The following is a 26,178-nucleotide window of genomic DNA, read 5'->3' on the forward strand; positions in this document are numbered from 1 at the left end:
GGGCGTCAGTGCGCCGCCGCACCCGCCGGAGCAGGCTCCAGCAGGTTCACCGGCGGGCGGGTTTTCATGTCCTGGGCAACCTTCAGCTGCTCCGGGGCCTGGCATTCGTCGGCGAGGCGCTTGCCTTCCCTCTGGTTCATCAGCATGGACTTGTTGCCAAGCTGCAGCCAGAGCGCGCCGCGCACGGAGTCTTCCAGGCGGATGGCGCCGGTGCGGCTTTCCACCGGGTGCATCACGAACTTGTTGATGCCGCGCGTGACGAAGAAGAAGCCTTCGCGCTTCATCGCCTTCACGGTCACCTTGGCACCGAGCTCGCAGGGGATCTCGCCCACGTAGATGCGCTTGGCGGTGTCAAGTTCAGCCTCGCTGAGCTTGATCGTGGGATCGGGTTCGCTCGTGGGCGTGGCCTCCTCGATGGCCTGGCGCTTGCTGGCCGCCGGCACCTTCTTCGCCGAGACGGCCTTCTTGGAATGGGCCTTGACCGGGTCAGTGGTCTGGGCCGAGGCGGCAGCCGCCAGCGAGGCGATCAGGATCGAGGCAAACAGGAACTTCATGGAGGTCTCTCCTTTGGACTTCAGGGACGCGCGCTGTCGAACCACGCGCGCGCTTCAGCGGGGAGCGGTCGGCCGGTCTGGTGTGCCCTTTGCAGCACCTGCCAGTAGTACCGGTAGCTCGCCCTGTCCTCGAGTTTGCCGTCGAAGCTGATCGGCGCCCATTCCGCGCCCTGCGCGGCGCCAAGAAGTTGTGTCGCCTTGTGTATTTCGCTTTCACTTGGAGCGAACACTTCGACGATCGTCCTGATCTGGTCGGGGTGGATGCTCCACATGCGCGTGTAACCGAACTCGTTGGCTGCGCGCGACGCCGCGGCGCGGAAAGCGGCCTTGTCCTTGAACTCGGTGACGACGCCATGCGCGGGCACCTTGCCGTGCGCGTGGCAGGCCGAAGAAATTTCCAGCTTCGCGCGCACCACCAGCGGGTGCGTGAACTGGCCCTGCACCCCCATGCCCTCGGACGGAATCGCACCGCCATGCGCCGAGACGAAGTCCATCAGCCCGAAGCTGAGCGACTGCATGCGCGGATGCGCCGCGATATCGAAGGCGCGATGCACGGCGGCGGGCGATTCGATCAGGCCCTGCAGCGGCAGATGCCTGGCACCGGCGGCGTCGAGGGCGCGCGCGGCGCGCTCGACGTCCTCCACGCGCTCCACCTTGGGCAGCATGATGTGCACGAGGCGCTGACCGGCCTGGCCCGCGATGGTGGCGATGTCGCTCTCGAAGGCCGGATGGTCCACCGGGTGGACGCGCACGGCCACTCGCGCGTCGGGCTTGGCACCGAGTGCGAGCGAGACGACGAGCGCGGCATGTTCGGCCTCGCCGCCCACCGGTGCGCCGTCTTCGCAATCGAGCGTGACGTCGAACACGCAGGTGCCGAACTCCTGCGTCATCTCCTCTTGCAGCGCGAGGCTCTTGCGCATGCGCGCCTCGACGCCGCTGTAGTGATCGCACACCGGCAGCACGCCGGTGCGGCCCTGGGCGCCGAGGAGGATGTCTGCGGGATGGGTCATGGGACTCGAAGCAATGGCCAAACCATGTCATTGCGGGCTTGACCCGCAATCCAGGCGGCGCCTGAGCAAGCGCCGCGTGGATCCCGGGTCGAGCCCGGGATGACATCCTTTTTTTCGATCGCCTTCCTGCTCACAGCAAGTGAGCGACGCCCTGCTGTTCTTCCTGCAGTTCCTTCAACGTGACGTTGATGCGTTCCTGCGAGAAGGCGTCGATCGCCAGCCCTTCGACCAGCTTGTACTCGCCGTTCTGCGTGGTGACCGGGAAGCCGAAGATGATGTCCTTGGGAATGCCGTACTGGCCGTCCGAGGCAATGCCCATCGTGACCCACTTGCCGTTGCTGCCCAGGGCCCAGTCGCGCATGTGGTCGATGGCGGCGTTGGCGGCCGAGGCGGCGGACGACAGGCCGCGTGCTTCGATGATCGCGGCGCCGCGCTTGCCCACCGTCGGCAGGAAGGTGTTGGCGTTCCACTCCTGGTCGTTGATCAGGTCCTTGACCGGCTTGCCATTCACCGTGGCAAAGCGGTAGTCGGCGTACATGGTGGGCGAGTGGTTGCCCCACACCGTCAGCTTCTCGATGTCGGCCACTTGCGTGCCGGTCTTGGCGGCGACCTGCGACAGCGCGCGGTTGTGATCGAGGCGCAGCATGGCGGTGAAGTTCTTGCGCGGCAGGCTGGGCGCGCTCTTCATGGCGATGTAGGCATTGGTGTTGGCCGGGTTGCCGACCACCAGCACCTTCACGTTGCGCGAAGCCACCTTGTCCAGGGCCTTGCCCTGCGCGGTGAAGATCTGCGCGTTGGCCGACAGCAGGTCCTTGCGCTCCATGCCGGGGCCGCGGGGACGGGCGCCGACCAGCAGCGCGTAGTCGGTGTCCTTGAAGGCGGTCATCGGATCGCTGTGCGCCTGCATGCCGGCCAGCAGCGGGAAGGCGCAGTCTTCCAGTTCCATCATCACGCCCTTCAGGGCCTTCTGCGCTTTCTCGTCGGGAATTTCCAGCAGCTGCAGGATCACGGGCTGGTCCTTGCCCAGCATCTCGCCGGAGGCGATGCGGAACAGCAGGGCATAACCGATCTGGCCGGCGGCACCGGTAACGGCAACGCGAACGGGCTTCTTGCTCATGGAAATCTCCGAATGGATGATGGGTGGAAGCGGATGTGAGTGAGTCGGCGTGGGGCGCGAGGGAGAGGCGTCAGGCCTCGGGCTGGCCCTGCGGGGACAGCGCGCGAGTTTACCCGGAGAAACCCGCAGGGTCAATTTGTCTTATGTCTTATATAAGATATGATCCGCCGCAGGAAGACGCTGCTTTTCCGCCCTCCGCGCCATGGCCACTTCCATCCCCTCCGCCCCCACCGCGACCAGCGCCGAAACGGCGTCGGGCACGCCTGCCTTCAGCCCGCTGTACCAGCAGATCAAGGACCTGATCCTGCAGAGCCTGGAGGCCGGCGAATGGAAGCCGGGCGAAGCGATTCCCTCCGAGATGGAACTGGCCGCGCGCTTCCGCGTGAGCCAGGGCACGGTGCGCAAGGCCATCGACGAACTCGCGGCCGAGAACCTGGTCGCACGCCGCCAGGGCAAGGGCACCTTCGTCTCCACCCACGCCGAGCAGCACGTGCGCTACCGCTTCCTGCGGCTGGTGCCGGACAGCGGCGACGAGGGACCGGCCCAGCGCAGCATCCTCGACTGCCGGCGCGTGCGCGCCTCGGCCGAAGTGGCGCGCGCACTCGCGCTGCGCACCGGCGACGCGGTGGTGCAGGTGCGGCGCGTGCTGTCCTTCGGCGGCGTGCCGGCCATCCTCGAGGACATGTGGCTGCCCGGTTCGACCTTCAAGGGGCTCGGCATCGAGCGGCTGGCCGCCCACCAGGGGCCGACCTACGCGCTGTTCGAGGTGGAGTTCGGCGTGCGCATGGTGCGCGCCGAAGAGAAGATCCGCGCCGTCGCCACCGATGCGCAGCAGGCGCAATTGCTGGGCGTGGCGCCGGGCGCGCCGCTGCTCTCCGTCGAACGCCTTTCCTACACCTACAACGACGTGCCGATGGAGCTGCGCCGCGGCCTGTACCGCACCGACACGCATCACTACCGCAACGCCTTGAGCTGATGCGAACACACGCAGCGCCGCCCGCCGAAAGATGTGCAACCCGGCTATCGGGTTGTTGCGTTGGCCTAGAATTTAGGGTTGTCCCTAGGGACACGTCCACGTCAGCGCCCGCCCTCCCGAGAAAGAAAACAGCATGACAGTCGCCCAGAAGCGGCCGGAATTCCGGAACATCAACGCCTTCACCGACCTGCCCAAGTACCGCCTGCCGGCGCCGGGCCTGGTGTCCATCCTGCATCGCATCAGCGGCGTGCTGATGTTCGTGCTGATGCCGCTCATCATGTGGCTGTTCGACAACTCGGTGTCCTCCGAGATCTCCTATGCCCGCCTGCGCCACGCTTTCGCCAGCGGCGCCTCGGGCCTGCTGCTCAAGCTGATCGCGCTGGCGCTGATCTGGGCCTACCTGCACCACTTCACCGCCGGCGTCCGCCACCTGTGGATGGACGTGAGCCACAAGGCGGTGAGCAAGAGCTGGGGCGGCAGCTCCGCGAAGTTCACGCTGGGCTTCAGCCTGGTGCTGACCGTCGTGCTGGGCGCGAAGCTGTTCGGGCTGTACTGAAATCTTGGGGACAGATCTTCAGCTCTGTCCCCAACTGAATAGGAAGAACAAAAATGGCAGTCAACTACGGCTCCCGCCGCATCGTCGTCGGTGCGCATTACGGCACGCGCGACTGGCTCGCGCAGCGCGTCACCGCCGTCCTGATGGCGCTCTTCACGCTGGTCGTGATCGCGCAGGTGATCTTCACGCGCGGCCCGGTCGGCTACGACCAGTGGGCCGGCATCTTCCATCCGCAGTGGATGAAGGCACTGACCTTCGCCACCATCGTCGCCCTGCTGTACCACGTGTGGGTGGGCATGCGCGACGTGCTGATGGACTACGTCAAGCCGGTCGGCATCCGCCTGGCGCTGCAGATGGTGGTGATCGTGTGGCTGCTCGGTTGCATGGGCTGGGCGATCCAGGTGCTCTGGAGAGTTTGAACAAGATGGCATATACCAAGAAAGACATCACGACGCGCAAGTTCGACGTCGTCATCGTGGGCGCCGGCGGTTCCGGCATGCGCGCCTCCCTGCAACTGTCCCTGGCCGGCCTGAACGTGGCCGTGCTCTCGAAGGTGTTCCCCACCCGCTCGCACACCGTGGCGGCGCAGGGCGGCATCGGCGCCTCCCTGGGCAACATGTCCGAGGACAACTGGCACTACCACTTCTACGACACCGTCAAGGGTGGCGACTGGCTGGGCGACCAGGACGCGATCGAGTACATGTGCCGCGAGGCGCCGAAGGTCGTGTACGAGCTCGAACACTTCGGCATGCCGTTCGACCGCAACCCCGACGGCACGATCTACCAGCGGCCCTTCGGCGGCCATACGGCCAACTACGGCGAGAAGCCGGTGCAGCGTGCCTGCGCCGCGGCCGACCGCACCGGCCACGCCATGCTGCACACGCTGTACCAGCAGAACGTGAAGGCGCGCACCAGCTTCTTCGTCGAGTGGATGGCGCTCGACCTGATCCGCGACGCCGAAGGCGACGTGGTCGGCGTCACCGCCCTGGAAATGGAAACGGGCGACCTGCACGTGCTGCACGCCAAGACCGTGCTGCTGGCCACCGGCGGCGCGGGGCGCATCTTCCAGGCCTCCACCAATGCCTTCATCAACACCGGCGACGGCCTGGGCATGGCGGCGCGCGCCGGCATCCCGCTGGAAGACATGGAGTTCTGGCAGTTCCACCCGACCGGCGTGGCCGGCGCCGGCGTGCTGCTCACCGAAGGCTGCCGCGGCGAAGGCGCGATCCTGTTGAACAGCAACGGCGAGCGCTTCATGGAGCGCTACGCGCCGACGCTGAAAGACCTGGCGCCGCGCGACTTCGTGTCCCGCTCGATGGACCAGGAGATCAAGGAAGGGCGCGGCTGCGGTCCCAACAAGGACTACGTGATGCTCAAGCTCGACCACCTGGGCGCCGAGACCATCCACAAGCGCCTGCCTTCGGTGTACGAGATCGGGATCAACTTCGCCAACGTCGACATCACGCGCGAGCCGATCCCGGTGGTGCCCACCATCCACTACCAGATGGGTGGCATCCCCACCAACATCCACGGCCAGGTGGTGGTGCAGAACGCGAGCGACGACAACGCGGTGGTCAACGGCCTCTATGCCGTGGGCGAATGCTCCTGCGTCAGCGTGCACGGCGCCAACCGCCTGGGCACCAACTCGCTGCTGGACCTGCTGGTGTTCGGCAAGGCCGCGGGCAACCACATCGTCGAATTCGCGAGCCGCACCAAGTCGCACAAGGAACTGCCCGCCGACGCCGCCGAGCGCTCGCTGGAGCGCCTGAACCGCCTGGACAACACCACGCGCGGCGAATACGCGCAGAACGTGGCCAACGACATCCGCGCCGCGATGCAGCAGCACGCGGGCGTGTTCCGCACCCAGTCCAGCATGGACGAAGGCGTACGCAAGATCGCGGCCATCCGCGAGCGCGTGGGCGGCATCGAGCTCAAGGACAAGTCCAGGGTCTTCAACACGGCGCGGATCGAAGCGCTGGAAGTCGAGAACCTGATCGAGGCCGCGCAGGCCACCATCGTCTCGGCCGCCGCCCGCAAGGAATGCCGTGGCGCCCACACGGTGAGCGAGTACGAGCGTCCGGCCGACGATCCGGTCTCGCCGCTCGGCCGCGACGATGCCCACTGGATGAAGCACTCGCTGTTCTACAGCGAAGGCGCCCGCCTGGCCTACAAGCCGGTGAAGCTCAAGCCACTGTCCGTCGAGTCGATTCCGCCGAAGGTGCGGACCTTCTGATTACGTAATCCTGCGGACCGCGAGAGCGCCTAGATTCAAGGAATTCAACAATGCAAAAGCGCACCTTCCATATCTACCGGTACGACCCGGACAAGGATGCCAAGCCGTACATGCAGACGGTGGAGATCGAGCTCGAGGGCAACGAGCGCATGCTGCTCGACGCCCTGATGAAGCTCAAGGCGCAGGACCCGACCATCGCCTTCCGCCGCTCCTGTCGCGAGGGCGTCTGCGGCTCCGACGCCATGAACATCAATGGCAAGAACGGGCTGGCCTGCCTGACCAACCTGCGCCAGCTCGGCGACAAGCCGATCGTGCTCAAGCCCCTGCCCGGCCTGCCCGTCATCCGCGACCTGATCGTGGACATGACGCAGTTCTTCAAGCAGTACCACTCGATCAAGCCCTACCTGGTCAACGAGGACATCCCGCCCGAGAAGGAGCGCCTGCAGTCCCCCGAGGAGCGCGATGAGCTCAACGGCCTGTACGAGTGCATCCTGTGCGCGAGCTGCTCGACCAGCTGCCCCAGCTTCTGGTGGAACCCGGACAAGTTCGTCGGTCCGGCCGGGCTGCTGCAGGCCTACCGCTTCATCGCCGACAGCCGCGACCAGGCGACCAACGAGCGGCTGGACAACCTGGAAGATCCGTACCGCCTGTTCCGCTGCCACACCATCATGAACTGCGTCGACGTTTGCCCGAAGGGACTCAATCCCACCATGGCCATCGGCAAGATCAAGGAATTGATGGTGCGGCGCTCGGTCTGACCGGCACGTATTCGCAGTGAGAGAGAGAATGGCCGAAGTCCTGCTCGATGAACGCGGTCTCAGCAAGCTCAGGTGGCGCTGCCGCCGTGGGCTGCTGGAAAACGACCTGCTGATCGAGCGGTTCTTCGATCGTTACGCGCCCGACCTGACGCTGCGTCAGGCCCAGGCGCTCGGGGAGCTGATGGATCTGGCCGACAACGACCTGCTGGACCTGCTGCTGCGGCGGCGGGAACCCGCCGGCGAACTCGATCGGCCGGACGTGAGAGAAGTGCTGGAGATGCTGCGCCCGCCGGCGGCATCCCCCGGCCCTGGGCTTTAACTTTTAGGAATCACCCATGAAACTCGCTGACAACAAGGCCACGCTGTCCTTCAGCAACGGCAGCCCCAGCGTCGAGATGCCGGTCTACCACGGCAGCATCGGCCCCGATGTGATCGACATCCGCAAGCTGTACGCCCAGACCGGCATGTTCACGTACGACCCCGGCTTCATGTCGACGGCGTCGTGCCAGTCCACCATCACCTACATCGACGGCGACAAGGGCGAGCTGCTGTACCGCGGCTATCCCATCGAGCAGCTCGCCACCTCGTGCGACTACCTCGAGACCTGTTACCTGCTGCTGTACGGCGAGCTGCCCAACCCGCAGCAGAAGACCGAGTTCGTCGCCCGCGTGACCAACCACACGATGGTCAACGAGCAGATGCAGTTCTTCCTGCGCGGCTTCCGCCGCGACGCGCACCCGATGGCCGTGATGACGGGCCTGGTCGGCGCGCTGTCGGCCTTCTATCACGACAGCACGGACATCAACAATCCCGAGCACCGCGAGATCTCGGCGATCCGCCTGATCGCCAAGATGCCGACGCTGGTGGCGATGGCGTACAAGTACACGATCGGCCAGCCCTACATCTACCCGAAGAACTCGCTGGGCTACACCTCGAACTTCATGCGCATGATGTTCGCCACGCCGTGCGAGGAGTACGAGCCCAACGACGTGCTGGTGCGCGCGATGGACCGGATCTTCATCCTGCACGCCGACCATGAGCAGAACGCGTCGACCTCCACGGTACGCCTGTGCGGCTCCTCCGGCACCAACCCGTTCGCGGCGATCGCGGCCGGCGTGGCCTGCCTGTGGGGCCCGGCGCACGGCGGTGCCAACGAGGCGGCGCTCAACATGCTGGAAGACATCCAGAAGATGGGCGGCGTGGCCAAGATCGGCGAGTTCGTGTCCAAGGTGAAGGACAAGAACAGCGGCATCAAGCTGATGGGCTTCGGCCACCGCGTGTACAAGAACTACGACCCGCGCGCCAAGCTGATGCGCGAGACCTGCTATGAGGTGCTGGCCGAACTGGGCCTGCAGAACGACCCGCTGTTCAAGCTTGCCATGGCCCTGGAGAAGGTGGCGCTGGAAGACGAGTACTTCGTGTCGCGCAAGCTCTACCCGAACGTCGACTTCTACTCCGGCATCGTGCAGCGCGCGATCGGCATCCCGGTCTCGCTGTTCACCGCGATCTTCGCGCTGGCCCGCACGGTCGGCTGGATCGCGCAGCTCAACGAAATGATCGGCGACCCCGAGTACAAGATCGGCCGCCCGCGCCAGCTGTTCACCGGTTCCGCCAAGCGGGAAGTGAAGCCGATCGCGCAACGCTGATCGCCCAGGATGTCATTGCGGGCTTGACCCGCAATCCACGCCTCGCACCAGCGCCGTCGTGGATCCCGGGTCAAGCCCGGGATGACATGCAAACAGAAGAATGGCCCGCGCAAGCGGGCCATTCTCATTTCGCCAACGGGTACTTCGGCTGCCCGGTCGTCCCCACCATCAACTGATTCACCACCCCCATCACATCGTCGATGAGCAGCACCGTCCGCTCCATCTCCGCCGCCTGCTCCTTCGTCTTCACGCACCCCATCAGCTTGACGATGCGCCGCTCGCCCACCACCCAGACCGAGGTGTCGCCGAAGCGGCCATCGCGGCGGATGTACTGCTGCACGCGCGGGATGATCTCCTTGTCGTACAGGTAGGAGTTGGGCAGGCGGCAACGGCCGGAGAGATAGCAGCTCGTGCCGTGCTGCGCGCGCACATGCGCCTCCTCGCGCACCTCGGCCTCGGTGTAGCCTGGCCCGCGCGGCACGGGGCAGCCGGGCAGCGCCGAGGTCACCGGCAGGAAGGGATCGTCGAAGGCGTTGCGCCGCTCCTGGGCCGGCGCGGCGGCCGCGAGCAACAGCGCAGGCAGGAACACGGCGAGGCGGCGGAGCATGCCGCAAGGCTCACTTGACACGCTGCTTCTCCAGCTTGCGCGCCAGCGTGCGGCGGTGCATGCCCAGCCGCCGGGCCGTCTCCGAGATGTTGAAGCCGGTGGCCGCCAGCATCTCGTGGATGCGCTCCCACTCCAGCGTCTTGATGCTGGTCTGGCGCTCGGTCAACGCCACCTCGGTATTGCCGGCCGCGCGCTCGAACGCCGCCTCGATCTCGTCGGTGTTGGCGGGCTTGGCCAGGTAGTGGCGGGCGCCCAGCTTGATAGCCTCGACCGCCGTGGCGATGCTCGCGTAGCCGGTCAGCACGACGATCACCATGTCGGGGTCGTGTTCGTGCAGCAAGCGCACGCAGGCCAGGCCGGAGGCGCCGCCGGCGAGCTTGAGATCGACGACCGCGTAGTCCGGCTGGTGCGTCTGAAGCAGCGCGCGGGCGCCGTCGATGCCGGCCGCCCGCAGCACGCGGTAGCCGCGCCGTTCGAAGGAGCGCTGCAGCGTCCGGGCGAACGCATCGTCGTCCTCCACCACCAGCAGATCCCGTTCTTCAACGCCCATCCTGGTCCTTGTTCCCGCTGGGCACCAGGGCCGCCAGCGGCAGCGTGATCACCACCTCGGCGCCCGCGGGGACATTGTGCGCCGTCACCTGTCCCCCGAGCGTGCGCGCGACATTCACGGACAGGAACAGGCCGAGGCCGCGACCGGGCGTTCCCTTGCTGGACTGGTAGGGCGTCCCCAGCCGATCGAGCATCGCCGGCGGAAAGCCCGGCCCGCGGTCCTGCACGCGCAGGGTCAGCGTCTCCTTGTCCCAGTGCGCGTCCAGGCGCAGCGGCGCGCCGGGCGCAGCCTCGAGGCCGTTGTCCAGGATGTTGCCGACCATCTGCTGCAAGGCGGTGTCGGCGACGATCGGCAGGTCGGCGCCCTCGCGGCGATACGCCAGCACAGCGCCGGCGCGGGTGCGCTGCCATTCGCGCACCAGGTCGTCGAGGAAGGCGTGCAGCGTGGTCTGCACCGGCGCATCGCCGCGGGTCTCGCCCGCCGACGAGAGGATGCCGGCCACGATCGTCTTGCAGCGCCCGATCTGCCGCTGCATCTCCTCGATTTCTTCGCGCAGCTCGGGCTCGCCGGCAAACGGCGCCATGTTGGACCAGTCACCCAGGATCACGGCCAGTGTGGCCAGCGGCGTGCCCAGCTCGTGCGCCGCGCCCGAGGCCAGCAGGCCCATGCGCACGATGTGTTCCTCCTCCGCCGCGCGCTGCCGCAGCTGCGCGAGGCTGGCGTCGCGCTGGCGCAGGTTGTGCAGGATGCGGCCGATGAAGATCACCAGCAGCGAAGCGCACAGCACGAAGCACACGAGCAGCCCGCCCACGTAGTCGCCCGAGAGCGCCGCCTGCGCCAGGCCGTCCAGCGCGAGCGGCCGGTGCCAGCGCGTGAGCGCTGCCAGCGCGCAGGTGGTGACCAGCACCAGCCCCCAGACATAGCGCGGGCGCAGCAGCAGCGAGCCGACCGCCACCTGCAGCAGGAACAGGAAGGCGAAGGGATTGCTGATGCCGCCGGAAAAATACAGCTGCCCGGTGAGGATGGCCACGTCCACCAGCAGGCCGGCGAACAGTTCCGCATGGATCACGCGCAGCGGCAACCGCGTGCGCAGCCAACCGGCCACGTTGAAGACAGCGAGCACGGCCATCAGCGTCAGCATCTCGCGCAGCGGCAGCGGCACGTGCAGCAAGCTTTGCACCAGCAGGATGGTGAGCAGCTGCCCCGCCACCGCCAGCCAGCGCAGCTCCACCAGTTGCAGCAGGTTGCGGCGGTGGGCCAGCCGCTCGGGCGCCTTGCCCGCTTCGTCCAGGGGGAGATGGCTCAGCAACGCAGTCCTCAGGCCGGCCGGCGGCTGCGCCGGTGGTCGAGCAGAACGTACCCGAAGGCCGCGGCCATCATCGCGGCCAGCGCGAACCAGGTGATGGCGTAGACCAGGTGGTTGTTCGGGAACTGCAGCACCGTCAGGCCAGCGCGCGGCCAGCGCGCAGCCGTGTCCGGCGTCGCCACCTCGTCGATGAAGTAAGGGGCGACAGCGCCGGCCAGCCCTTGCGCGGCGGCGATCGCCACCACGTCGCGCGAATACCAGCGCCCCGCCGCCGGCACGTTGGTTTGCAGCAAGCGGCCGTGGGGCTCGTTCAAGCGCAGCAGGCCAACGATGTCGCCCTCGGCGGGCCCGGGCGGGACGTGCGCGCGCAGGTCCATCGGCACGAAGCCGCGGTTCACGAGGAGCCACGCGCCCTCCTGCGTGCGCAGCGGCGTCAGCACCCAGTAGCCGGAACCCAGTTCGGTGGTCGCGGCCACAGTCACCTCGTGCGCGTACTCGAAGCGGCCGCGGGCGCGCACGCGCCGGTATTCGTCGTCAGGCGTGATGCCGGGCCATGCACCGGGTCCCGGTGCCGCCGCAGGGACTGCGTTCACGTTGCGTTCGACGCGCGCGATCAGCGCCTCCTTCCACGCGAGCCTGTGTACCTGCCACACGCCCAATGCGAAAAAGCCCGCGCCCGCCAGCAAGGCGAGCGCGAGCAGGAGAACCAGCCTGGCGATGGAACCGGGGCCGCGTGCCTCCCCGTCCATGGTCAGGGCATGGTGCGCATCGTCTGCGGATCGACCGGCATCATGTTCTCGTTCATGTGAAGCATCACCCAGATGGTGCCCGAGAGCAGGATGAACAGCACGATGGCCGTGAACACCAGCGCCAGCAGGTTCCAGCCGCCCTGCGACTTGCGGTCCAGGTGCAGGAAGTACACGATGTGCACGATCATCTGGATCGCGGCCAGCCCCAGCACGACGATGCTGGTCAGCGTCGCTGGCAGCACCTTGCCCATCACCAGCCAGAACGGGATCGCCGTCAGGATCACCGACAGCAGGAAGCCGGTGACGTAACCCTTGACGGTGGCGTGGTAGCCGACGTCGTCCTCGTGCTGATCGTCGTGGTGGTCGTGGCCGTGGGCCGTGGTGGGGGTCGCGCTCATCGCATGGATCCCATCAGGTAGACGATGGTGAAGACGCCGATCCACACGAGGTCCAGGAAGTGCCAGAACATCGAGAGGCAGATCAGGCGGCGCTTGTTCTCGCGGGTGAGGCCGAGCCGGCCGACCTGGACCATCAGCGTGACGAGCCACACCGTGCCGAAGGTCACGTGCAGCCCGTGGGTGCCCACCAGGGTGAAGAAGCTGGAGAGGAAGGCGCTGCGCCACGGGCCCGCGCCTTCGGAGATCAGGTGCGCGAACTCATTGAGTTCAACGGTGAGGAAGGCGAGGCCGAACACGCCCGTGATGGCCAGCCACACCAGCACGCCGGCCTTCTTGCCATTGAGCATCTGGATCATGGCGAAGCCGTACGTGATCGACGACAGCAGCAGGAAGGCCGTGTTCAGGGCCACTTTGGGCAGCTCGAACAGGTCGGCGCCCGAGGGGCCCGCCGCATACGAGCGCCCGAGCACCGCGTAGGTGGCGAACAGGATCGCGAAGATGAGGCAGTCGCTCATCAGGTACATCCAGAACCCGAAGAGCGTGCCCTGCTGCGGATGGTGCGCGCCGTCGTCGTAGAAAACGGGCGTCGCGTTGTCGGCGGTCGTGGTGGAGGAACTCATGGTCGCTGTTTCCCGCCTCAGGCCGCCGCGAGGGTGCGCGTACGCGCCGCCTCGGTGCGCTCGACCTCGTCGGCCGGGATGTTGAAGTCGCGGTGGTAGTTGAAGGTGTGCACGATCGCGCAGACCAGCATCGCCACGAAGGACGCTGCGGCTGGCAGCCACATGTGCCAGATCAGCGAGAAGCCCAGCGCCGTGGCGCAGGCGGCAATGGTGAATCCGGCCGCCGTGTTCTTGGGCATGTGGATCGGCCTGAAGCCGGTCAGCGGACGGGTCGCGCCGCGGCGCTTCATGTCCCACCAGGCATCGTTATCGTGCACGATCGGCGTGAACGCGAAGTTGTAGTCAGGCGGCGGCGAGGCCGTGGACCACTCGAGCGAGCGGCCATCCCACGGATCGCCCGTGAGGTCGCGCAGCTGTTCGCGCCGCAGGTAGCTCACCGCCAGCTGCACCAGGAAGGCGGCGATGCCCAGGGCGATGATCGCGGCGCCGATCGCGGCGACGATCATCCAGGGGCGCAGCGTCAGGTCGTCGAAGTGGTTCATGCGGCGCGTCACGCCCATGAAGCCCAGCACGTACAGCGGCGTGAAGGTGACCCAGAAGCCGATCAGCCAGCACCAGAACGACACCTTGCCCCAGAAGGCATCGAGCTTGTAGCCGAAGGCTTTCGGGAACCAGAAGTTGATGCCCGCGAACATCGCGAACACCACGCCACCGATGATCACGTTGTGGAAGTGCGCGATCAGGAACAGGCTGTTGTGCAGCACGAAGTCCGCCGGGGGCACCGCCAGCATCACGCCGGTCATGCCGCCGATGATGAAGGTGCACATGAAGCCCACGGCCCACATCATCGGCACCTCGAAGCGGATGCGGCCCCGGTACATCGTGAACAGCCAGTTGAAGATCTTCGCCCCCGTGGGGATCGAGATGATCATGGTCGTGATCCCGAAGAACGAGTTCACGCTGGCGCCCGAGCCCATGGTGAAGAAGTGGTGCAGCCACACCAGGTACGACAGGATGGCGATCACCATCGTCGCATAGACCATGGAGGCGTAGCCGAACAGCCGCTTGCCCGAGAAGGTGGAGACCACCTCCGACCACACCCCGAAGGCCGGCAGCACCAGGATGTAGACCTCGGGGTGCCCCCAGATCCAGATCAGGTTCACGTACAGCATGGCGTTGCCGCCCAAATCGTTGGTGAAGAAGTTCGTGCCCAGGTAGCGGTCGGCACCGAGCAGCGCCAGCGTGGCGGTCAGCACCGGGAACGAGGCGACGATCAGCACGTTGGTGACCAGCGCCGTCCAGGTGAAGATGGGCATGCGCATCATCGTCATGCCCGGCGCGCGCATCTTGATGATGGTGGCGATCAGGTTGATGCCTGACAAGGTCGTCCCGACCCCCGCCACCTGCAAGGACCAGATGTAGTAATCGACCCCGACGTCCGGACTCCCCATCAACCCCGACAAGGGCGGGTACGCCAGCCAGCCGGTACGCGCGAATTCGCCGACGAACAGCGAGAGCATCACCAGCGCGCCGCCGCCCACCGTCATCCAGAAGCTGAAGTTGTTCAGGAACGGGAAGGCCACGTCGCGCGCGCCGATCTGCAGCGGCACCACGTAGTTCATGAGGCCCGTCACCAGCGGCATCGCCACGAAGAAGATCATGATCACGCCGTGGGCGGTGAAGATCTGGTCGTAGTGGTGCGGCGGCAGGAAGCCCGGGTCGCCGCCGAAGGCGATCGCCTGCTGCGCGCGCATCATGATGGCATCGGCAAAGCCGCGCAGCAGCATGATGACGCCCAGCACCATGTACATGATGCCGATGCGCTTGTGGTCGATGCTGCAGACCCAGTCGCGCCACAGCGTGCCCCACCAGCGGAAATAGGTGAACGCCGCCAGCACGGCGATGCCGCCGAGCGCGACGCCGATGAAGGTCATCACGAGGATCGGCTCGTGGTAGGGGATCGCTTCCCAGCTGAGGCGGCCGAAGAGGAGATGGCTCAGGTCGGTGGACATCGTGGTTTCGTGTTGGAGGGGCGGCGCCGGGGCGCCGCCCGAAAACATCAGGGTCGCGCGGCCGCCACCGTGGCGGCGGACAGCCCACTGGGATTGGCCGGAGTGCACAGGGCGGCGACGACGGTGCGCGTGCGGTCGGCGCCGAGGTCCTGCTGCGTGAGGCCGCTCACGCTGCCCTTGCCCATGCCGCCGTTGGCGTCGATGTGCATCATCTGGCCGATGCACATCTTCTTGCCGTCGACGCAGCGGTTGACGATCAGCGGATACAGGCCCTCGTCGACGTGGCCGAAGCGATGCACCGGATCGCGGGCGCTCGGTTGCTCGATCTTCAGGTACGCGCTTCGTGTGAGCGCGTCACCGGACTGCCGGTTCGCGTTCACCCAGTTGGCGTAGTCGGCGTCGGACAGGCCCAGGAACTTGAACTTCATGTCCGAGAAGCCGGCGCCCGAATAGTTGGCGGACAGGCCCTGGTAGCTGCCGGGGTCGTTCATCACGGCGTGCAGCTGGATCTCCATTCCGGGCATGGCGTAGACCATCCCCGCCAGTGCCGGCACGTAGAAGGTATTCATCACGGTGGAGGCGGTGATGTGGAACTCGATCGGGCGGTTCACCGGCGCGGCCACTTCATTGATCGTCGCGATGCCTTCTTCCGGATAGATGAACAGCCACTTCCAGTCCAGCGCCACCACGTCGACCACCAGCGGCTTCACCGGCGAGGTGATGGGCGTGCCCGCGTTGATCCGGTCGAGCGGGCGATAGGGATCGAGCTTGTGCGTGCTGATCCAGGTGATGGTGCCCAGCGCGATCACGATCAGCAGGGGCGCGCCCCAGATCAGCAGTTCCAGCCGGGTGGAGTGGTCCCAGTCGGGCGTGTACGTCGCGTCGCCCGAGTGCCGGTAGCGAAAGGCAAACAGCAGGATGAGGACCATCACCGGCACGATGATGATCAGCATCAGGAAGACCGATTGCCAGATCAGGTTCGCCTGCTGCATGGCGATGTCGCCGTGCGGCTTCATCACGATGGTGTCGCAGCCGGCGAGTGCGGCGGTCAGCGTGGCGAGCCCCGCAAGGCGGACGGCAAATCGTAGTGGGGGATACATAGGGTTACCGAGCGCAAGGGAAAACGCCACTTGCGTATTGGCAGCCACTGTATCCTGATTACCGAGAGATTTGGATTGGACATTTTGTCCCACGCGTTACGTTTGAACTTTCCTCCTCCCATGGCTTCCGTCGCTACCGCGCCCGTTTCCCCCCTCTCCCCCACGCAGTCCGGCGCCCACGGCGCCCGCCCCGACAACTCCCTCCACGACGCGCAGCTCGCACCGGGCGACATCGCCGTCGGCGTGATCGTCGGCCGCGCTTCGGAGAACTTCGACTTCTTCGTCTACGGCATCGCCTCCGTACTCGTGTTCCCGGCCGTGTTCTTCCCCTTCGTGGACCGGCTGCACGGCATCCTGTACTCGTTCGCGGTGTTCGCGATAGCGTTCGTCGTGCGCCCCATCGGCACGCTGCTGGGCATGACGCTGCAGCGGCACTTCGGCCGCACCGTGAAGATGACGGTATCGCTCTTTCTGCTGGGTACTTCCACGGTGAGCATTGCCGTCTTGCCCGGCTACGGAGCCATGGGTTGGCTGGCCATCGCCGGCCTGATCGCGTGCCGCATCGGCCAGGGCCTGGCGCTCGGCGGATCCTGGGACGGGCTGCCCTCGCTGCTGGCCATCAACGCGCCGGAGAACCGGCGTGGCTGGTACGCGATGCTGGGCCAGCTGGGCGCGCCGCTCGGCTTCTTCGTGGCCTGCGGCGTCTTCACCTACCTGTGGTCGCAGCTGTCGATGCCCGACTTCCTGGTCTGGGGCTGGCGCTTCCCCTTCTTCGCCGCCTTCGCGATCAACGTGGTGGCGCTGTTCGCGCGCCTGCGGCTGGTGGTGACCCACGAGTACGAGCGCGGCCTGCAGGAGGCGGAGCTCGAGCCGTGCGACGTGCGCGAGCTGTTCTCCAAGCAGGGCTCCAACGTGTTCATCGGCGCGTTCGTGGCGCTGGCCTCGTATGCGCTGTTCCACCTGGTCACCATCTTCCCGCTCTCCTGGGTGGCGCTCTATGCCGAAGATGAAGTCTTCCAGTTCCTGTCCATCGAGCTGGTGGGTGCGGTGCTGGGCGGGCTGGCGATGCTGGGCTCGGGCTGGATGGCCGACCGCATCGGGCGGCGCAGGACCCTGGGCACTCTCGCGGTGGCCATCGCGGCGTTCAGCTTCGCCACGCCTTTCCTCCTGGGCGGCGGTAGCGTCGGGCGTGACGTGTTCATCCTGGTCGGCTTCGTGCTGCTCGGGCTGTCTTACGGCCAGGCCGCCGGTGCGGTGACGTCGAACTTCGAGCCGCACCTGCGCTATACCGGCGCCGCGCTCACCACCGATATCGCCTGGCTGATCGGCGCGGGCTTCGCGCCGCTGGTCGCGCTGGCCTTGTCGGTCTACATCGGGACCTGGTCCGTGAGTCTCTACCTGCTGTCCGGGGCGGTGTGCACGCTGGTGGCGCTGCGCACGAACCGCATGCTGCGGGACTGATCCACAAAGGTGGAGCCGGGCCTGCGGTGGGCCCGCTATTCGACGACCAGCTGCTTCTTCAGCTGGCATGCCTGGTAGCGACCCGATGCGTATTGCACCACGCCAAGCTCGTACTCGCCCGGCTTCCAGTCACCCGGGATGAGCCGGGTGAAACCGCTGTAGGAGACTTCGCCTTCCAGGAGCTGCTCCTTCACATCCGGACCCGGAACCTTCAAGGTATCGAAATAGGTGGCGGGTGCGCCGCGCGCCGAGACGGAAAGGAAGACGCGCTCGGCAAGCGTGGTGCGGGAGTCGGCAGGGGCCGTCCAGCCCGCTACCGACAGCATCCTGTGTCCGTAGCGGATGGCCACCTGCGCGACATCGATCTTTCCCTGGCACGCGATGGTGCCATCCACTCCCGATTCCATGGTTTTCTGCGGAACCGCGATCACGCAGCCCTGGGTCTCGCCGACTTTCCAGGAGCGACCCAGGGAAGCCCACCCCGCCACATCGGCGGCATTCGGAACCGGTACGGAGCACGAGACCACAGCACCCAGCTGACCCGGGCCGACGAAACGCTCCGGCGCCTGTGCGATCTGTGTGTAGCCCTTGAACCAGCGCGGAACCGTGAAGGACTTTCTCTGCGCCATGTACGCGAAGGTCGAACTCCAGTCGTTGCCGAACGCGACGAACACCTTGTCCGCCGGCACTTCCCGCTTGAGGATGCCGCCGACGGCCACGTCCCGGTTTTCCTCCGTGAACCGCTGTTGCAAGGCGCCCATGTACTCCGAGTCCAGGGCCGCGTGATTCCCGACCAGAATGACTGCGAGCATCAACATGGCCGAGGCGGAACCGAGCCGCGGCAGAACCACCGCGCCGAGCGCCACGGCGACCGCGAAGAGCAGGTAGATGGCGTTCGCGGACTGGTAGTAGGTGTGGACCAGGTGCAGGTTCGTGAACACGAACAAAGGCAGGATGCCGAGGGCGAGCGCCGCGAGGGCGATCCATCTCACGCGGGCTTGCGTGCGAACGAGAAACGGCGCGGCCAGCAGGAACAGCCCCAGCAAAGCGCCCAGGTTGGGCACCAGGAGCCTGCGCCAGACCACAGTGGTCCAGATGTCGCCGGACGTTCTTTGCAGGAACGAGCCGAAATTCCACCTGCTGAGCGCGACGGACGTCATCTGCTGGCCGAGTGGATTGAGCAACTTGACCTGGTCGCTGAATCGAACCCACACAAACCCAAGCGCGATCGGCACGAAAAATCCGGCGGCGACCAGCAGTGCACGCCTGCCCACAAGGAGGTCGCGCAGCGACCCTGGCCTCTTGCCTTCGACCAAAAGATAGGCGAGGCCAAGCACGGGCACGACCGGAAGCCACGTGGTGGCCTTTTGCAGAACGGCCAGGGTGGCGAACACGGCGAATAGGAGCAGCGACCTGGCGGAACGGCTCGCGAACAGATAGTCGACGAAGAAGCCGATCGCCGCCACGGCAAAGAAGAGCGCGGCCGTCTCGATCAGGAAGCTCCGGCCCCAGTACACATAGATCGGCGAGGAGAACAGCAAGGCCACGAAAATCCAGAACACGGATCGCGGCAATTGCAGATTTCTGGTGATCGAGCGCGCCGGAAGGACGCATAGCAGGAGGAAGGCAAAGCTCGTGAGGCGCCCGACCACATCGAGCGGGAGACCGGAAACCTTCCAAAGGCCTGCGACGATGGCCTGGTAGATCGGGAACTCGAACGGAATGGCGAACGGCGGGCCGACCACCGGTGTCTCGTAAGCCAGCTTGAATCCATCCTGGGCGAGCCAGTAAGTAGTCAGCGCGGTCTGCGCCTGCCGGAACGCGTGCAGGTCCAACGGCGGCTGGGCAGCGAAGGCGATTGCCAGATAGGCCGCGTACGCGACCGCCAGCACGGCGACCAGGAAGATCGCAAGGGAGGTTTTCTTCATTCGGGAAAGCGGCACGCGCGCCGCTTCTGGTGCCTGCCTTGAGAGTGTAGTCGTCGCTCAACAGCAGCGAGTCGGCAGGAGCCGGCGGCCGCGATCGCGTGGCAGACCCGCTCGGCAGCGCTGCCATCGCAGATGACGATGACGAGAGCGCGTGTTTATTGGAAAATCGCGTTCTGCCATCGCCCTGCGCGATGGGCCTTACGCGATGCGACCCACCGAACGTTCCTTTGCCCGCCGAATCGACCTGACCTCGCTGCAGCTGTTCGTGGCTGTCTGCGAGCTGGGTTCGATCGGCCGCGCCGCGGAGCGGGAGTTCATCGCCGCCTCCGCGGTAAGCAAACGCCTCTCCGACCTGGAGGCGACGCTCGAGACGCCCCTGCTGTATCGCCACACGCGCGGCGTGAAGCTCACGCCCGCCGGCGAAAGCCTGCTGCATCACGCGCGCTCGGTCCTGTTCAGCCTGGAGAAGATGCAGGCCGAATTGTCCGAGTACGCCGATGGCGTGCGCGGCCACGTGCGCATCCACGCCAACATCTCCGCGATCGTGCAGTTCCTTCCGGAGGACCTGGGCGCCTTCAGCCAGGAACACCCGCAGGTGAAGATCGACCTCGAGGAGCACCTCTCCACCGAGGTGCTGCGCGCCGTGCAGGAAGGCGCGGCCGATCTCGGCATCTGCAACGTCGCGGCGGGCGCCGGCCACGAGTTGCAGACCCTGCCCTATCGCCACGACGAACTGGTGCTGATCGTGCCGCGCGGCCATGCGCTGGCACGGCATGCGGCCGTGGCCTTCGAGGACACGCTGGAGTGCGACCACGTCGGCCTGCACTCCAACAGCTCCATCTATCTCGCGATGCGCGAGGCGGCCGCGGCTGCCGGCCGCACGATCCGCCTGCGCATCCACGTCACCGGCCTGGATGCGATGTGCCGGATGATCCACAACGGCCTGGGCGTGGGCGTGATGCCGCGCCGCGCCTTCACGCTGATGCACGGCGTGGGCGACCTGGAATGCGTCGCCCTCACCGACGCCTGGGCCACGCGCGACATCCGCCTGGTGGCGCGCGACTTCTCCACCCTGCCCCTCACGGCTCGCCTGCTGGTGGACCACCTGCGCTCGCGGGCGCAAGAGCAGCAGCCGCTCGCTGATCAGGGGGGACCGAGCAGCGCTGCGCTCCTGGTCTGTCCCCAAGCCACATAAAATTTCACGCAAAGGAAAGCCCCATGGCACGCACGCTGTACGACAAGATCTGGGACGAGCACGTCGTCCACTCCGAAGAAGACGGCACCGCCATCCTCTACATCGACCGCCACCTGGTGCACGAAGTGACCAGCCCGCAAGCCTATGAAGGCCTGCGCGAGGCCGGGCGCAAGGTCTGGCGCATCAGCTCGGTTGTGGCAACCGCCGACCACAACACGCCCACCACCGGCTGGGAGCGCGGCTACGACGGCATCGACGACCCGATCTCCAAGGAGCAGGTCACGACGCTGGACAAGAACATCGCCCAGTTCGGCTCCGCTGCGTACTTCCCCTTCCTGTCCAGGCGCCAGGGCATCGTGCACGTGATCGGCCCGGAGTCGGGCGCGACGCTGCCGGGCATGACCGTGGTGTGCGGCGACTCGCACACCTCCACGCACGGCGCCTTCGGTGCGCTGGCGCACGGCATCGGCACCTCCGAGGTGGAGCACGTGCTGGCCACGCAGACGCTGCTGGCCAAGAAGGCGAAGAACATGCTGGTCAACGTCGAGGGGCGGCTGGCCCCGGGCGTGACCGCCAAGGACATCGTGCTGGCCGTCATCGGCCGGATCGGCACGGCCGGCGGCACCGGCTACACCATCGAGTTCGCCGGCGCCGCGATCCGCGGCCTGTCGATGGAAGGCCGCATGACCGTGTGCAACATGGCCATCGAAGCGGGCGCGCGCGCCGGGCTGGTGGCGGTGGACGACAAGACGATCGACTACGTCAAGGGCCGGCCGCTCGCGCCCAAGGGCGTCGAGTGGGACCACGCCGTGGCCTACTGGCGCGGCCTGCGCTCGGACCCGGATGCGAAGTTCGATGCCGTGGTGCAGCTCGATGCCACGCAGATCGTGCCGCAGGTGACCTGGGGCACCTCGCCCGAGATGGTCACCGCCATCGACGGCCGCGTGCCGGATCCCGACAAGGAAAAGGACGCCAGCAAGCGCGGCGCCATCGAGCGCGCGCTGACCTACATGGGACTGCAGCCGGGCAAGCCGATGAACGACATCTTCGTCGACAAGGTGTTCATCGGCTCGTGCACCAACAGCCGCATCGAGGACATGCGCGAGGCGGCCGCGATGGTGAAGAAGCTCGGTCGCAAGGTCGCGCCCAACGTGAAGGCGGCGCTGGTCGTGCCGGGCTCGGGCGTGGTCAAGGAGCAGGCCGAGCGCGAAGGCCTCGACAAGATCTTCGAAGCGGCCGGCTTCGAATGGCGCGAGCCGGGTTGCTCGATGTGCCTGGCCATGAACGCCGATCGGCTGGAGCCGGGCGAGCGCTGCGCCTCCACCAGCAACCGCAACTTCGAAGGCCGCCAGGGCGCAGGGGGCCGCACTCACCTGGTGAGCCCCGCGATGGCGGCGGCGGCGGCGGTGCACGGGCACTTCGTCGACGTGCGGCTGTTTGCTTGATTCGACCTGGGGACGGACCACCAGCGAAGCGGTGCCCGGTCCCCTCACATTGAAGATCATGGATAAATTCACCGTTCACAAAGGCCTCGTCGCCCCCATCGATCGCGAGAACGTCGACACCGACGCGATCATTCCCAAGCAGTTCCTCAAGTCGATCCGCAAGACCGGCTTCGGTCCCAACCTGTTCGACGAGTGGCGCTACCTGGATCACGGCGAGCCGGGGCAGGACCCCGCCACCCGCAAGCCCAACCCCGACTTCGTGCTGAACCAGCCGCGCTATAAAAACGCGAGCATCCTGCTGGCGCGCAAGAACTTCGGCTGCGGCTCCTCGCGCGAGCACGCGCCCTGGGCGCTGCAGCAGTACGGCTTTCGCGCGTTGATCGCCCCGAGCTTCGCGGACATCTTCTTCAACAACACGTTCAAGAACGGCGTGCTGCCGATCGCGCTGCCGGAGCCGACGGTGGCCAAGCTGTTCGACGAGGTCCTGGCCTTCCCCGGCTACGAGCTGACGGTGGACCTCGACCGTCAGGTGATCGTCACGCCCGGCGGCGAGTCGATCGGCTTCGACGTGCAGCCTTTCCGCAAGTACTGCCTGATCAACGGGTTCGACGACATCGGCCTGACCCTGCGCCAGTCCGACAAGATCAAGGCGTTCGAAGCGGAGCGCCTGGCGACCAAGCCCTGGCTGGCGCATACGCTTTAAAAACCCAACAACCGGACGCAGAAGGCGCAGAAGTTACGCAGAACTCGCAGAAGAAAACCTTTAAAGTTTTCTTTGTCTTTCTGCGACTTCTGCGTAACTTCTGCGCCTTCTGCGTCCGGATATCGGGTTTTCAGCGACCCACGAAAGCACCCCAATGAAAATCGCAGTTCTCCCCGGTGACGGCATCGGTACCGAGATCGTCCAGGAGGCCGTCAAGGTCCTGAAGGTCCTCGACCTGAAGTTCGAGCTGGAATTTGCGGATGTCGGCGGCACCGCCTACGACAAGCACGGCCACCCCCTGCCCGAGGCCACGCTCAAACTCGCCAAGGAAGCGGATGCCATCCTGTTCGGCGCGGTCGGCGACTGGAAGTACGACCAGCTCGAACGCCAGTTCCGCCCCGAGCAGGCCATCCTCGGCCTGCGCAAGAACCTCGGCCTGTTCGCGAATTTCCGGCCGGCCATCTGCTACGAGCAGCTCACGGATGCTTCCAGCCTGAAGCCGGAACTGGTCGCGGGCCTCGACATCCTGATCATCCGCGAGCTCACCGGCGACATCTACTTCGGCCAGCCCCGCGGCCGTCGCACTTCGCCCGATGGCGCGTTTGCCGGCGCCGAGGAAGCCTTCGACACGATGCGCTACACGCGCCCGGAGATCGAACGCATCGCGCACGTGGCCTTCCAGGCCGCGCGCAAGCGCAGCAAGAAGGTGACCTCGGTCGACAAGGCCAACGTGCTGGAGACCTTCCAGTTCTGGAGGGACGTGGTCACCGAGGTGAGCCAGCAGTATCCGGACGTGAAGCTGGACCACATGTACGTGGACAACGCCGCCATGCAGCTGGTGAAGTCGCCCAAGTCCTTCGACGTGGTGGTCACCGGCAACATGTTCGGCGACATCCTCTCGGACGAGGCGGCGATGCTCACCGGCTCGATCGGCATGCTGCCTTCGGCCAGCCTGAACGCCTCGAACCAGGGCCTGTACGAGCCGTCTCACGGCAGTGCCCCCGACATTGCCGGCAAGGGGGTTGCCAACCCACTGGCTACAATATTGTCTGCCGCCATGATGCTTCGCTTCTCCCTCAACCAGCCGCAAGCCGCCGACCGCATCGAGTCCGCGGTGCAGGACGTGCTGGCCCAGGGACTGCGGACGGCGGACATCTTCTCCGAAGGCAACGCGAAGACCCCTTCGGTCGTGAAGGTCGGCACCCGCGAAATGGGCGACGCGGTCGTCGCTGCCATCACGAAGAAGACGACTACCAAGAGCTAGCAGCTCCGGTTCGTCGCGCCAGCTCCGGTCCGACGGACCGGAGTACCCGAGAGTCCCGGCACGCACGGGAGCCGGGAGACCCAGGATCCAACTGAAAGGGCGCGCACGATGAAACTCTCGAACGGACAACAACCCCTGGTCGGCCTGGTCGGCTGGCGCGGGATGGTCGGCTCGGTCCTGATGGACCGCATGCAGGCCGAAGGCGACTTCGGCCTGGTCGAGCCCGTCTTCTTCTCCACCTCCAACGCGGGCGGCAAGGCCCCGAAGCAGGCGAAGAACGAGTCCACGCTCAAGGACGCCTTCGACCTCGAGGCGCTGAAGCAGTGCGACATCGTCATCACCTGCCAGGGCGGCGACTACACCACCGAGGTCTTCCCCAAGCTGCGTGCCGCCGGCTGGAACGGCCACTGGATCGATGCCGCCTCCACGCTGCGCATGAAGGAAGACGCGGTGATCGTGCTCGATCCGGTCAACCTGCCCGTCATCAGGAACGCGCTCGCCAAGGGCGGCCGCAACTGGATCGGCGGCAACTGCACGGTCAGCTGCATGTTGATGGGCGTGGGCGCGCTGTACAAGGCGGGCCTGGTCGAGTGGATGACCAGCATGACCTACCAGGCCGCCTCGGGCGGCGGCGCGCAGCACATGCGCGAGTTGCTGACGCAGTTCGGCACGCTCAATGCGCAAGTGCGCGGCCTGCTCGATGACCCGAAGTCCGCGATCCTGGAGATCGACCGCAAGGTGCTGGCCCGCCAGCAGTCCATGAACAGCGAAGAGACCGCCAACTTCGGCGTGCCCCTGGGCGGCTCGCTGATTCCCTGGATCGACAAGGACCTGGGGGCTGGGAAGCAGCCGGGCGAGGCCGGCTGGGGCATCTCGCGCGAGGAGTGGAAGGCCGGCGCCGAGACCAACAAGATCCTCGGCCAGGGCGAGGGCTTCGGCACGGCCGCCGTGCCGGTCGACGGCTTCTGCGTGCGCATCGGCGCCATGCGTTGCCACAGCCAGGCGCTGACCTTCAAGCTCAGGAAGGACGTGCCGCTGGCCGACATCGAGGCCATGATCGCCGCCGACAACCCCTGGGCGAAGGTCGTGCCCAACACGCGCGAAGCCACGATGCAGGGCCTGACGCCCGTTGCCGTGACCGGCACGCTGGAGATCCCGGTCGGCCGCATCCGCAAGCTGGCGATGGGCCCGGAGTACGTCGGCGCGTTCACGATCGGCGACCAGTTGCTGTGGGGTGCCGCGGAGCCGTTGCGGCGGATGCTGCGGGTTCTGCTGGAGGCGTGAGCTACCCCAGCTGTATCCACCGGTTAACGCGCGTTGTGGCCCGACAACAAGCCCCCGTGACGCAGTACTGCGCAAAGCGTTCCACGGACGTTAAGCGGTGTCTCAGCTTGTCACTCTAAGACCTTGCTGTTATGGTCCTTTTTCGAATTAGCCTCGGGGCGATGCGCCGCATGAAGACAACAAGACTGCCTCTGGAACGGACCGTGGGGAAGCAACGAATGAGCAAGCCGGGGCTCCGGCTGTCCACGCTGGCACTGGCGGCAGCAGTCACCTTCGGGTTCGCGCCCACCGACGCCCTGGCGCTGGCGCTGGGCCGGGTCAGCGTGCAGTCGGCACTGGGCGAGCCGCTGCGTGCCGAGATCGACGTTCCCCAGATCGCCCCCGATGAGGTCGCCTCGCTGAAGGCGAACATCGCCCCGGCCACCTTGTTCCAGCAGCAGGGCCTGGAATACAACCCCACGCTGAACAACGTCACGATCACGCTGCAGCGCCGTCCCAACGGCAGCTACTTCCTGGGCCTGGCCAGCGATCGCCCGGTCAACGAGCCCTTCGTCGACGTGATCCTCGAAGCGACGTGGGCCTCTGGCCGCGTGCAGCGCGACTTCACGATGCTGTTCGACCCGCCGGCGCTGCGCCAGCCGCAGGCGCCGCTGCAAGCGCAGGTCACCCCGCGTGCCGGCACCGCAGCCGCGCCGCGCACCGCCCC

The 26,178-nt window shown here is 66.4% G+C and carries 25 protein-coding genes and 1 pseudogene; 14 read left to right on the top strand and 12 right to left on the bottom strand.

The annotated features are described in order from the left end of the window. Positions 1–5: 5 nt before the first annotated feature. From JWP60_RS08745 to JWP60_RS08755, 3 genes are all read right to left on the bottom strand, one after another. Positions 6–554, bottom strand: a complete 549-nt coding sequence (locus JWP60_RS08745; RefSeq protein WP_299789315.1) for a hypothetical protein — start codon at positions 552–554, stop codon at positions 6–8. Positions 555–574: 20 nt separating this feature from the next. Continuing rightward, entirely contained in the window at positions 575–1,564 is a 990-nt protein-coding gene (locus JWP60_RS08750) for an aldolase/citrate lyase family protein (protein WP_299789318.1), read from the bottom strand. Between the two features lie 130 nt (positions 1,565–1,694). Further along, complete coding sequence (locus tag JWP60_RS08755) at positions 1,695–2,681, bottom strand: malate dehydrogenase (protein ID WP_299789321.1); 987 nt, start codon at positions 2,679–2,681, stop codon at positions 1,695–1,697. A 202-nt stretch (positions 2,682–2,883) separates the two neighbouring features. On the opposite strand from JWP60_RS08755, the gene JWP60_RS08760 reads away from it, so the two are divergent. The 7 genes from JWP60_RS08760 to gltA all read left to right on the top strand — a co-directional run bounded on the left by JWP60_RS08760 (position 2,884) and on the right by gltA (position 8,850). Beyond that, positions 2,884–3,657 carry a GntR family transcriptional regulator gene (locus JWP60_RS08760; RefSeq protein WP_299789324.1) on the top strand — a complete coding sequence of 258 codons (774 nt, stop codon included), beginning with the start codon at positions 2,884–2,886 and terminating at the stop codon, positions 3,655–3,657. Positions 3,658–3,790: 133 nt separating this feature from the next. Beyond that, on the top strand, positions 3,791–4,213 hold the full coding sequence (gene sdhC / locus JWP60_RS08765) for a succinate dehydrogenase, cytochrome b556 subunit (protein ID WP_299789327.1): 423 nt from the start codon (positions 3,791–3,793) through the stop codon (positions 4,211–4,213). 53 nt (positions 4,214–4,266) lie between these two features. Continuing rightward, positions 4,267–4,632, top strand: coding sequence for a succinate dehydrogenase, hydrophobic membrane anchor protein (gene sdhD / locus JWP60_RS08770; protein ID WP_299789330.1), 366 nt, complete (start codon positions 4,267–4,269; stop codon positions 4,630–4,632). 5 nt (positions 4,633–4,637) lie between these two features. After that, the gene (gene sdhA, locus JWP60_RS08775; RefSeq protein WP_299789333.1) at positions 4,638–6,446 is read left to right on the top strand and encodes a succinate dehydrogenase flavoprotein subunit; all 1,809 of its coding nucleotides are present in this window, start codon (positions 4,638–4,640) and stop codon (positions 6,444–6,446) included. A 50-nt stretch (positions 6,447–6,496) separates the two neighbouring features. Next, the gene (locus tag JWP60_RS08780; protein ID WP_299789336.1) at positions 6,497–7,204 is read left to right on the top strand and encodes a succinate dehydrogenase iron-sulfur subunit; all 708 of its coding nucleotides are present in this window, start codon (positions 6,497–6,499) and stop codon (positions 7,202–7,204) included. Positions 7,205–7,232: 28 nt separating this feature from the next. Then, the gene (locus JWP60_RS08785) at positions 7,233–7,523 is read left to right on the top strand and encodes a succinate dehydrogenase assembly factor 2 (protein ID WP_299789339.1); all 291 of its coding nucleotides are present in this window, start codon (positions 7,233–7,235) and stop codon (positions 7,521–7,523) included. Positions 7,524–7,539: 16 nt separating this feature from the next. Beyond that, positions 7,540–8,850: a citrate synthase gene (gene gltA, locus JWP60_RS08790; protein ID WP_299789342.1), complete on the top strand. Its 1,311-nt coding sequence runs from the start codon at positions 7,540–7,542 to the stop codon at positions 8,848–8,850. Between the two features lie 124 nt (positions 8,851–8,974). Here the strand turns inward: gltA and JWP60_RS08795 are convergent, their stop codons facing one another. From JWP60_RS08795 to cyoA, 8 genes are read right to left on the bottom strand one after another with little or no spacing between them, the layout of a single operon-like run. After that, positions 8,975–9,457 carry a BON domain-containing protein gene (locus JWP60_RS08795; protein WP_299789345.1) on the bottom strand — a complete coding sequence of 161 codons (483 nt, stop codon included), beginning with the start codon at positions 9,455–9,457 and terminating at the stop codon, positions 8,975–8,977. 10 nt (positions 9,458–9,467) lie between these two features. Next, positions 9,468–10,007 carry a response regulator transcription factor gene (locus JWP60_RS08800; protein WP_299789348.1) on the bottom strand — a complete coding sequence of 180 codons (540 nt, stop codon included), beginning with the start codon at positions 10,005–10,007 and terminating at the stop codon, positions 9,468–9,470. Next, entirely contained in the window at positions 9,997–11,316 is a 1,320-nt protein-coding gene (locus tag JWP60_RS08805; RefSeq protein WP_299789351.1) for an ATP-binding protein, read from the bottom strand. The genes JWP60_RS08800 and JWP60_RS08805 overlap by 11 nt, the downstream gene beginning before the upstream one ends. 8 nt (positions 11,317–11,324) lie before the next feature. After that, positions 11,325–12,062 (bottom strand): SURF1 family protein, encoded by a 738-nt coding sequence (locus tag JWP60_RS08810; protein WP_299789354.1) that lies wholly within the window; start codon positions 12,060–12,062, stop codon positions 11,325–11,327. A 2-nt stretch (positions 12,063–12,064) separates the two neighbouring features. Further along, entirely contained in the window at positions 12,065–12,460 is a 396-nt protein-coding gene (gene cyoD, locus JWP60_RS08815; RefSeq protein WP_299789357.1) for a cytochrome o ubiquinol oxidase subunit IV, read from the bottom strand. Next, positions 12,457–13,080, bottom strand: coding sequence for a cytochrome o ubiquinol oxidase subunit III (gene cyoC / locus JWP60_RS08820; RefSeq protein WP_299789360.1), 624 nt, complete (start codon positions 13,078–13,080; stop codon positions 12,457–12,459). Before cyoC ends, cyoD begins: the two co-directional genes overlap by 4 nt. Before the next feature lie 17 nt (positions 13,081–13,097). Further along, positions 13,098–15,092 carry a cytochrome o ubiquinol oxidase subunit I gene (gene cyoB, locus JWP60_RS08825; protein WP_299789363.1) on the bottom strand — a complete coding sequence of 665 codons (1,995 nt, stop codon included), beginning with the start codon at positions 15,090–15,092 and terminating at the stop codon, positions 13,098–13,100. Between the two features lie 47 nt (positions 15,093–15,139). Next, positions 15,140–16,192, bottom strand: a complete 1,053-nt coding sequence (gene cyoA / locus JWP60_RS08830) for a ubiquinol oxidase subunit II (protein ID WP_299789387.1) — start codon at positions 16,190–16,192, stop codon at positions 15,140–15,142. A 120-nt stretch (positions 16,193–16,312) separates the two neighbouring features. Between cyoA and JWP60_RS08835 the strand changes: the two genes are divergently transcribed. Next, entirely contained in the window at positions 16,313–17,653 is a 1,341-nt protein-coding gene (locus JWP60_RS08835) for an MFS transporter (RefSeq protein WP_299789366.1), read from the top strand. A 35-nt stretch (positions 17,654–17,688) separates the two neighbouring features. On the opposite strand, the gene JWP60_RS08840 is transcribed toward JWP60_RS08835, so the two are convergent. Beyond that, entirely contained in the window at positions 17,689–19,581 is a 1,893-nt protein-coding gene (locus JWP60_RS08840) for a hypothetical protein (RefSeq protein WP_299789369.1), read from the bottom strand. A gap of 205 nt (positions 19,582–19,786) precedes the next feature. On the opposite strand from JWP60_RS08840, the gene JWP60_RS08845 reads away from it, so the two are divergent. The 6 genes and pseudogenes from JWP60_RS08845 to JWP60_RS08870 form a co-directional block, all read left to right on the top strand. Beyond that, positions 19,787–20,776: a LysR family transcriptional regulator gene (locus JWP60_RS08845; RefSeq protein ID WP_299789372.1), complete on the top strand. Its 990-nt coding sequence runs from the start codon at positions 19,787–19,789 to the stop codon at positions 20,774–20,776. Positions 20,777–20,799: 23 nt separating this feature from the next. Continuing rightward, a complete protein-coding gene (gene leuC, locus JWP60_RS08850) occupies positions 20,800–22,221 on the top strand; it encodes a 3-isopropylmalate dehydratase large subunit (protein ID WP_299789375.1) in 1,422 nt (473 codons plus the stop codon). 58 nt (positions 22,222–22,279) lie between these two features. Further along, positions 22,280–22,924, top strand: coding sequence for a 3-isopropylmalate dehydratase small subunit (gene leuD, locus JWP60_RS08855; RefSeq protein WP_299789378.1), 645 nt, complete (start codon positions 22,280–22,282; stop codon positions 22,922–22,924). 154 nt (positions 22,925–23,078) lie between these two features. Continuing rightward, positions 23,079–24,188, top strand: coding sequence for a 3-isopropylmalate dehydrogenase (gene leuB / locus JWP60_RS08860; protein WP_299789381.1), 1,110 nt, complete (start codon positions 23,079–23,081; stop codon positions 24,186–24,188). 108 nt (positions 24,189–24,296) lie between these two features. Then, on the top strand, positions 24,297–25,472 hold the full coding sequence (gene asd / locus JWP60_RS08865; protein WP_299789384.1) for an aspartate-semialdehyde dehydrogenase: 1,176 nt from the start codon (positions 24,297–24,299) through the stop codon (positions 25,470–25,472). A gap of 218 nt (positions 25,473–25,690) precedes the next feature. Then, positions 25,691–26,178, top strand: a pseudogene (locus tag JWP60_RS08870) (fimbrial protein FimV); the annotation flags it as partial.

Origin of the sequence: Ramlibacter sp. (assembly GCF_028291745.1) — a bacterium.
Lineage (GTDB): Bacteria > Pseudomonadota > Gammaproteobacteria > Burkholderiales > Burkholderiaceae_C > Ramlibacter.

Coding starts and splice junctions, on each gene's coding strand:
- JWP60_RS08745 (WP_299789315.1), bottom strand. CDS start 554: ATGAAGTTCCTGTTTGCCTCGATCCTGATCGCCTCGCTGGCGGCTGCC.
- JWP60_RS08750 (WP_299789318.1), bottom strand. CDS start 1,564: ATGACCCATCCCGCAGACATCCTCCTCGGCGCCCAGGGCCGCACCGGC.
- JWP60_RS08755 (WP_299789321.1), bottom strand. CDS start 2,681: ATGAGCAAGAAGCCCGTTCGCGTTGCCGTTACCGGTGCCGCCGGCCAG.
- JWP60_RS08760 (WP_299789324.1), top strand. CDS start 2,884: ATGGCCACTTCCATCCCCTCCGCCCCCACCGCGACCAGCGCCGAAACG.
- sdhC (WP_299789327.1), top strand. CDS start 3,791: ATGACAGTCGCCCAGAAGCGGCCGGAATTCCGGAACATCAACGCCTTC.
- sdhD (WP_299789330.1), top strand. CDS start 4,267: ATGGCAGTCAACTACGGCTCCCGCCGCATCGTCGTCGGTGCGCATTAC.
- sdhA (WP_299789333.1), top strand. CDS start 4,638: ATGGCATATACCAAGAAAGACATCACGACGCGCAAGTTCGACGTCGTC.
- JWP60_RS08780 (WP_299789336.1), top strand. CDS start 6,497: ATGCAAAAGCGCACCTTCCATATCTACCGGTACGACCCGGACAAGGAT.
- JWP60_RS08785 (WP_299789339.1), top strand. CDS start 7,233: ATGGCCGAAGTCCTGCTCGATGAACGCGGTCTCAGCAAGCTCAGGTGG.
- gltA (WP_299789342.1), top strand. CDS start 7,540: ATGAAACTCGCTGACAACAAGGCCACGCTGTCCTTCAGCAACGGCAGC.
- JWP60_RS08795 (WP_299789345.1), bottom strand. CDS start 9,457: ATGCTCCGCCGCCTCGCCGTGTTCCTGCCTGCGCTGTTGCTCGCGGCC.
- JWP60_RS08800 (WP_299789348.1), bottom strand. CDS start 10,007: ATGGGCGTTGAAGAACGGGATCTGCTGGTGGTGGAGGACGACGATGCG.
- JWP60_RS08810 (WP_299789354.1), bottom strand. CDS start 12,062: ATGGACGGGGAGGCACGCGGCCCCGGTTCCATCGCCAGGCTGGTTCTC.
- cyoD (WP_299789357.1), bottom strand. CDS start 12,460: ATGAGCGCGACCCCCACCACGGCCCACGGCCACGACCACCACGACGAT.
- cyoC (WP_299789360.1), bottom strand. CDS start 13,080: ATGAGTTCCTCCACCACGACCGCCGACAACGCGACGCCCGTTTTCTAC.
- cyoB (WP_299789363.1), bottom strand. CDS start 15,092: ATGTCCACCGACCTGAGCCATCTCCTCTTCGGCCGCCTCAGCTGGGAA.
- cyoA (WP_299789387.1), bottom strand. CDS start 16,192: ATGTATCCCCCACTACGATTTGCCGTCCGCCTTGCGGGGCTCGCCACG.
- JWP60_RS08835 (WP_299789366.1), top strand. CDS start 16,313: ATGGCTTCCGTCGCTACCGCGCCCGTTTCCCCCCTCTCCCCCACGCAG.
- JWP60_RS08840 (WP_299789369.1), bottom strand. CDS start 19,581: ATGAAGAAAACCTCCCTTGCGATCTTCCTGGTCGCCGTGCTGGCGGTC.
- JWP60_RS08845 (WP_299789372.1), top strand. CDS start 19,787: ATGCGACCCACCGAACGTTCCTTTGCCCGCCGAATCGACCTGACCTCG.
- leuC (WP_299789375.1), top strand. CDS start 20,800: ATGGCACGCACGCTGTACGACAAGATCTGGGACGAGCACGTCGTCCAC.
- leuD (WP_299789378.1), top strand. CDS start 22,280: ATGGATAAATTCACCGTTCACAAAGGCCTCGTCGCCCCCATCGATCGC.
- leuB (WP_299789381.1), top strand. CDS start 23,079: ATGAAAATCGCAGTTCTCCCCGGTGACGGCATCGGTACCGAGATCGTC.
- asd (WP_299789384.1), top strand. CDS start 24,297: ATGAAACTCTCGAACGGACAACAACCCCTGGTCGGCCTGGTCGGCTGG.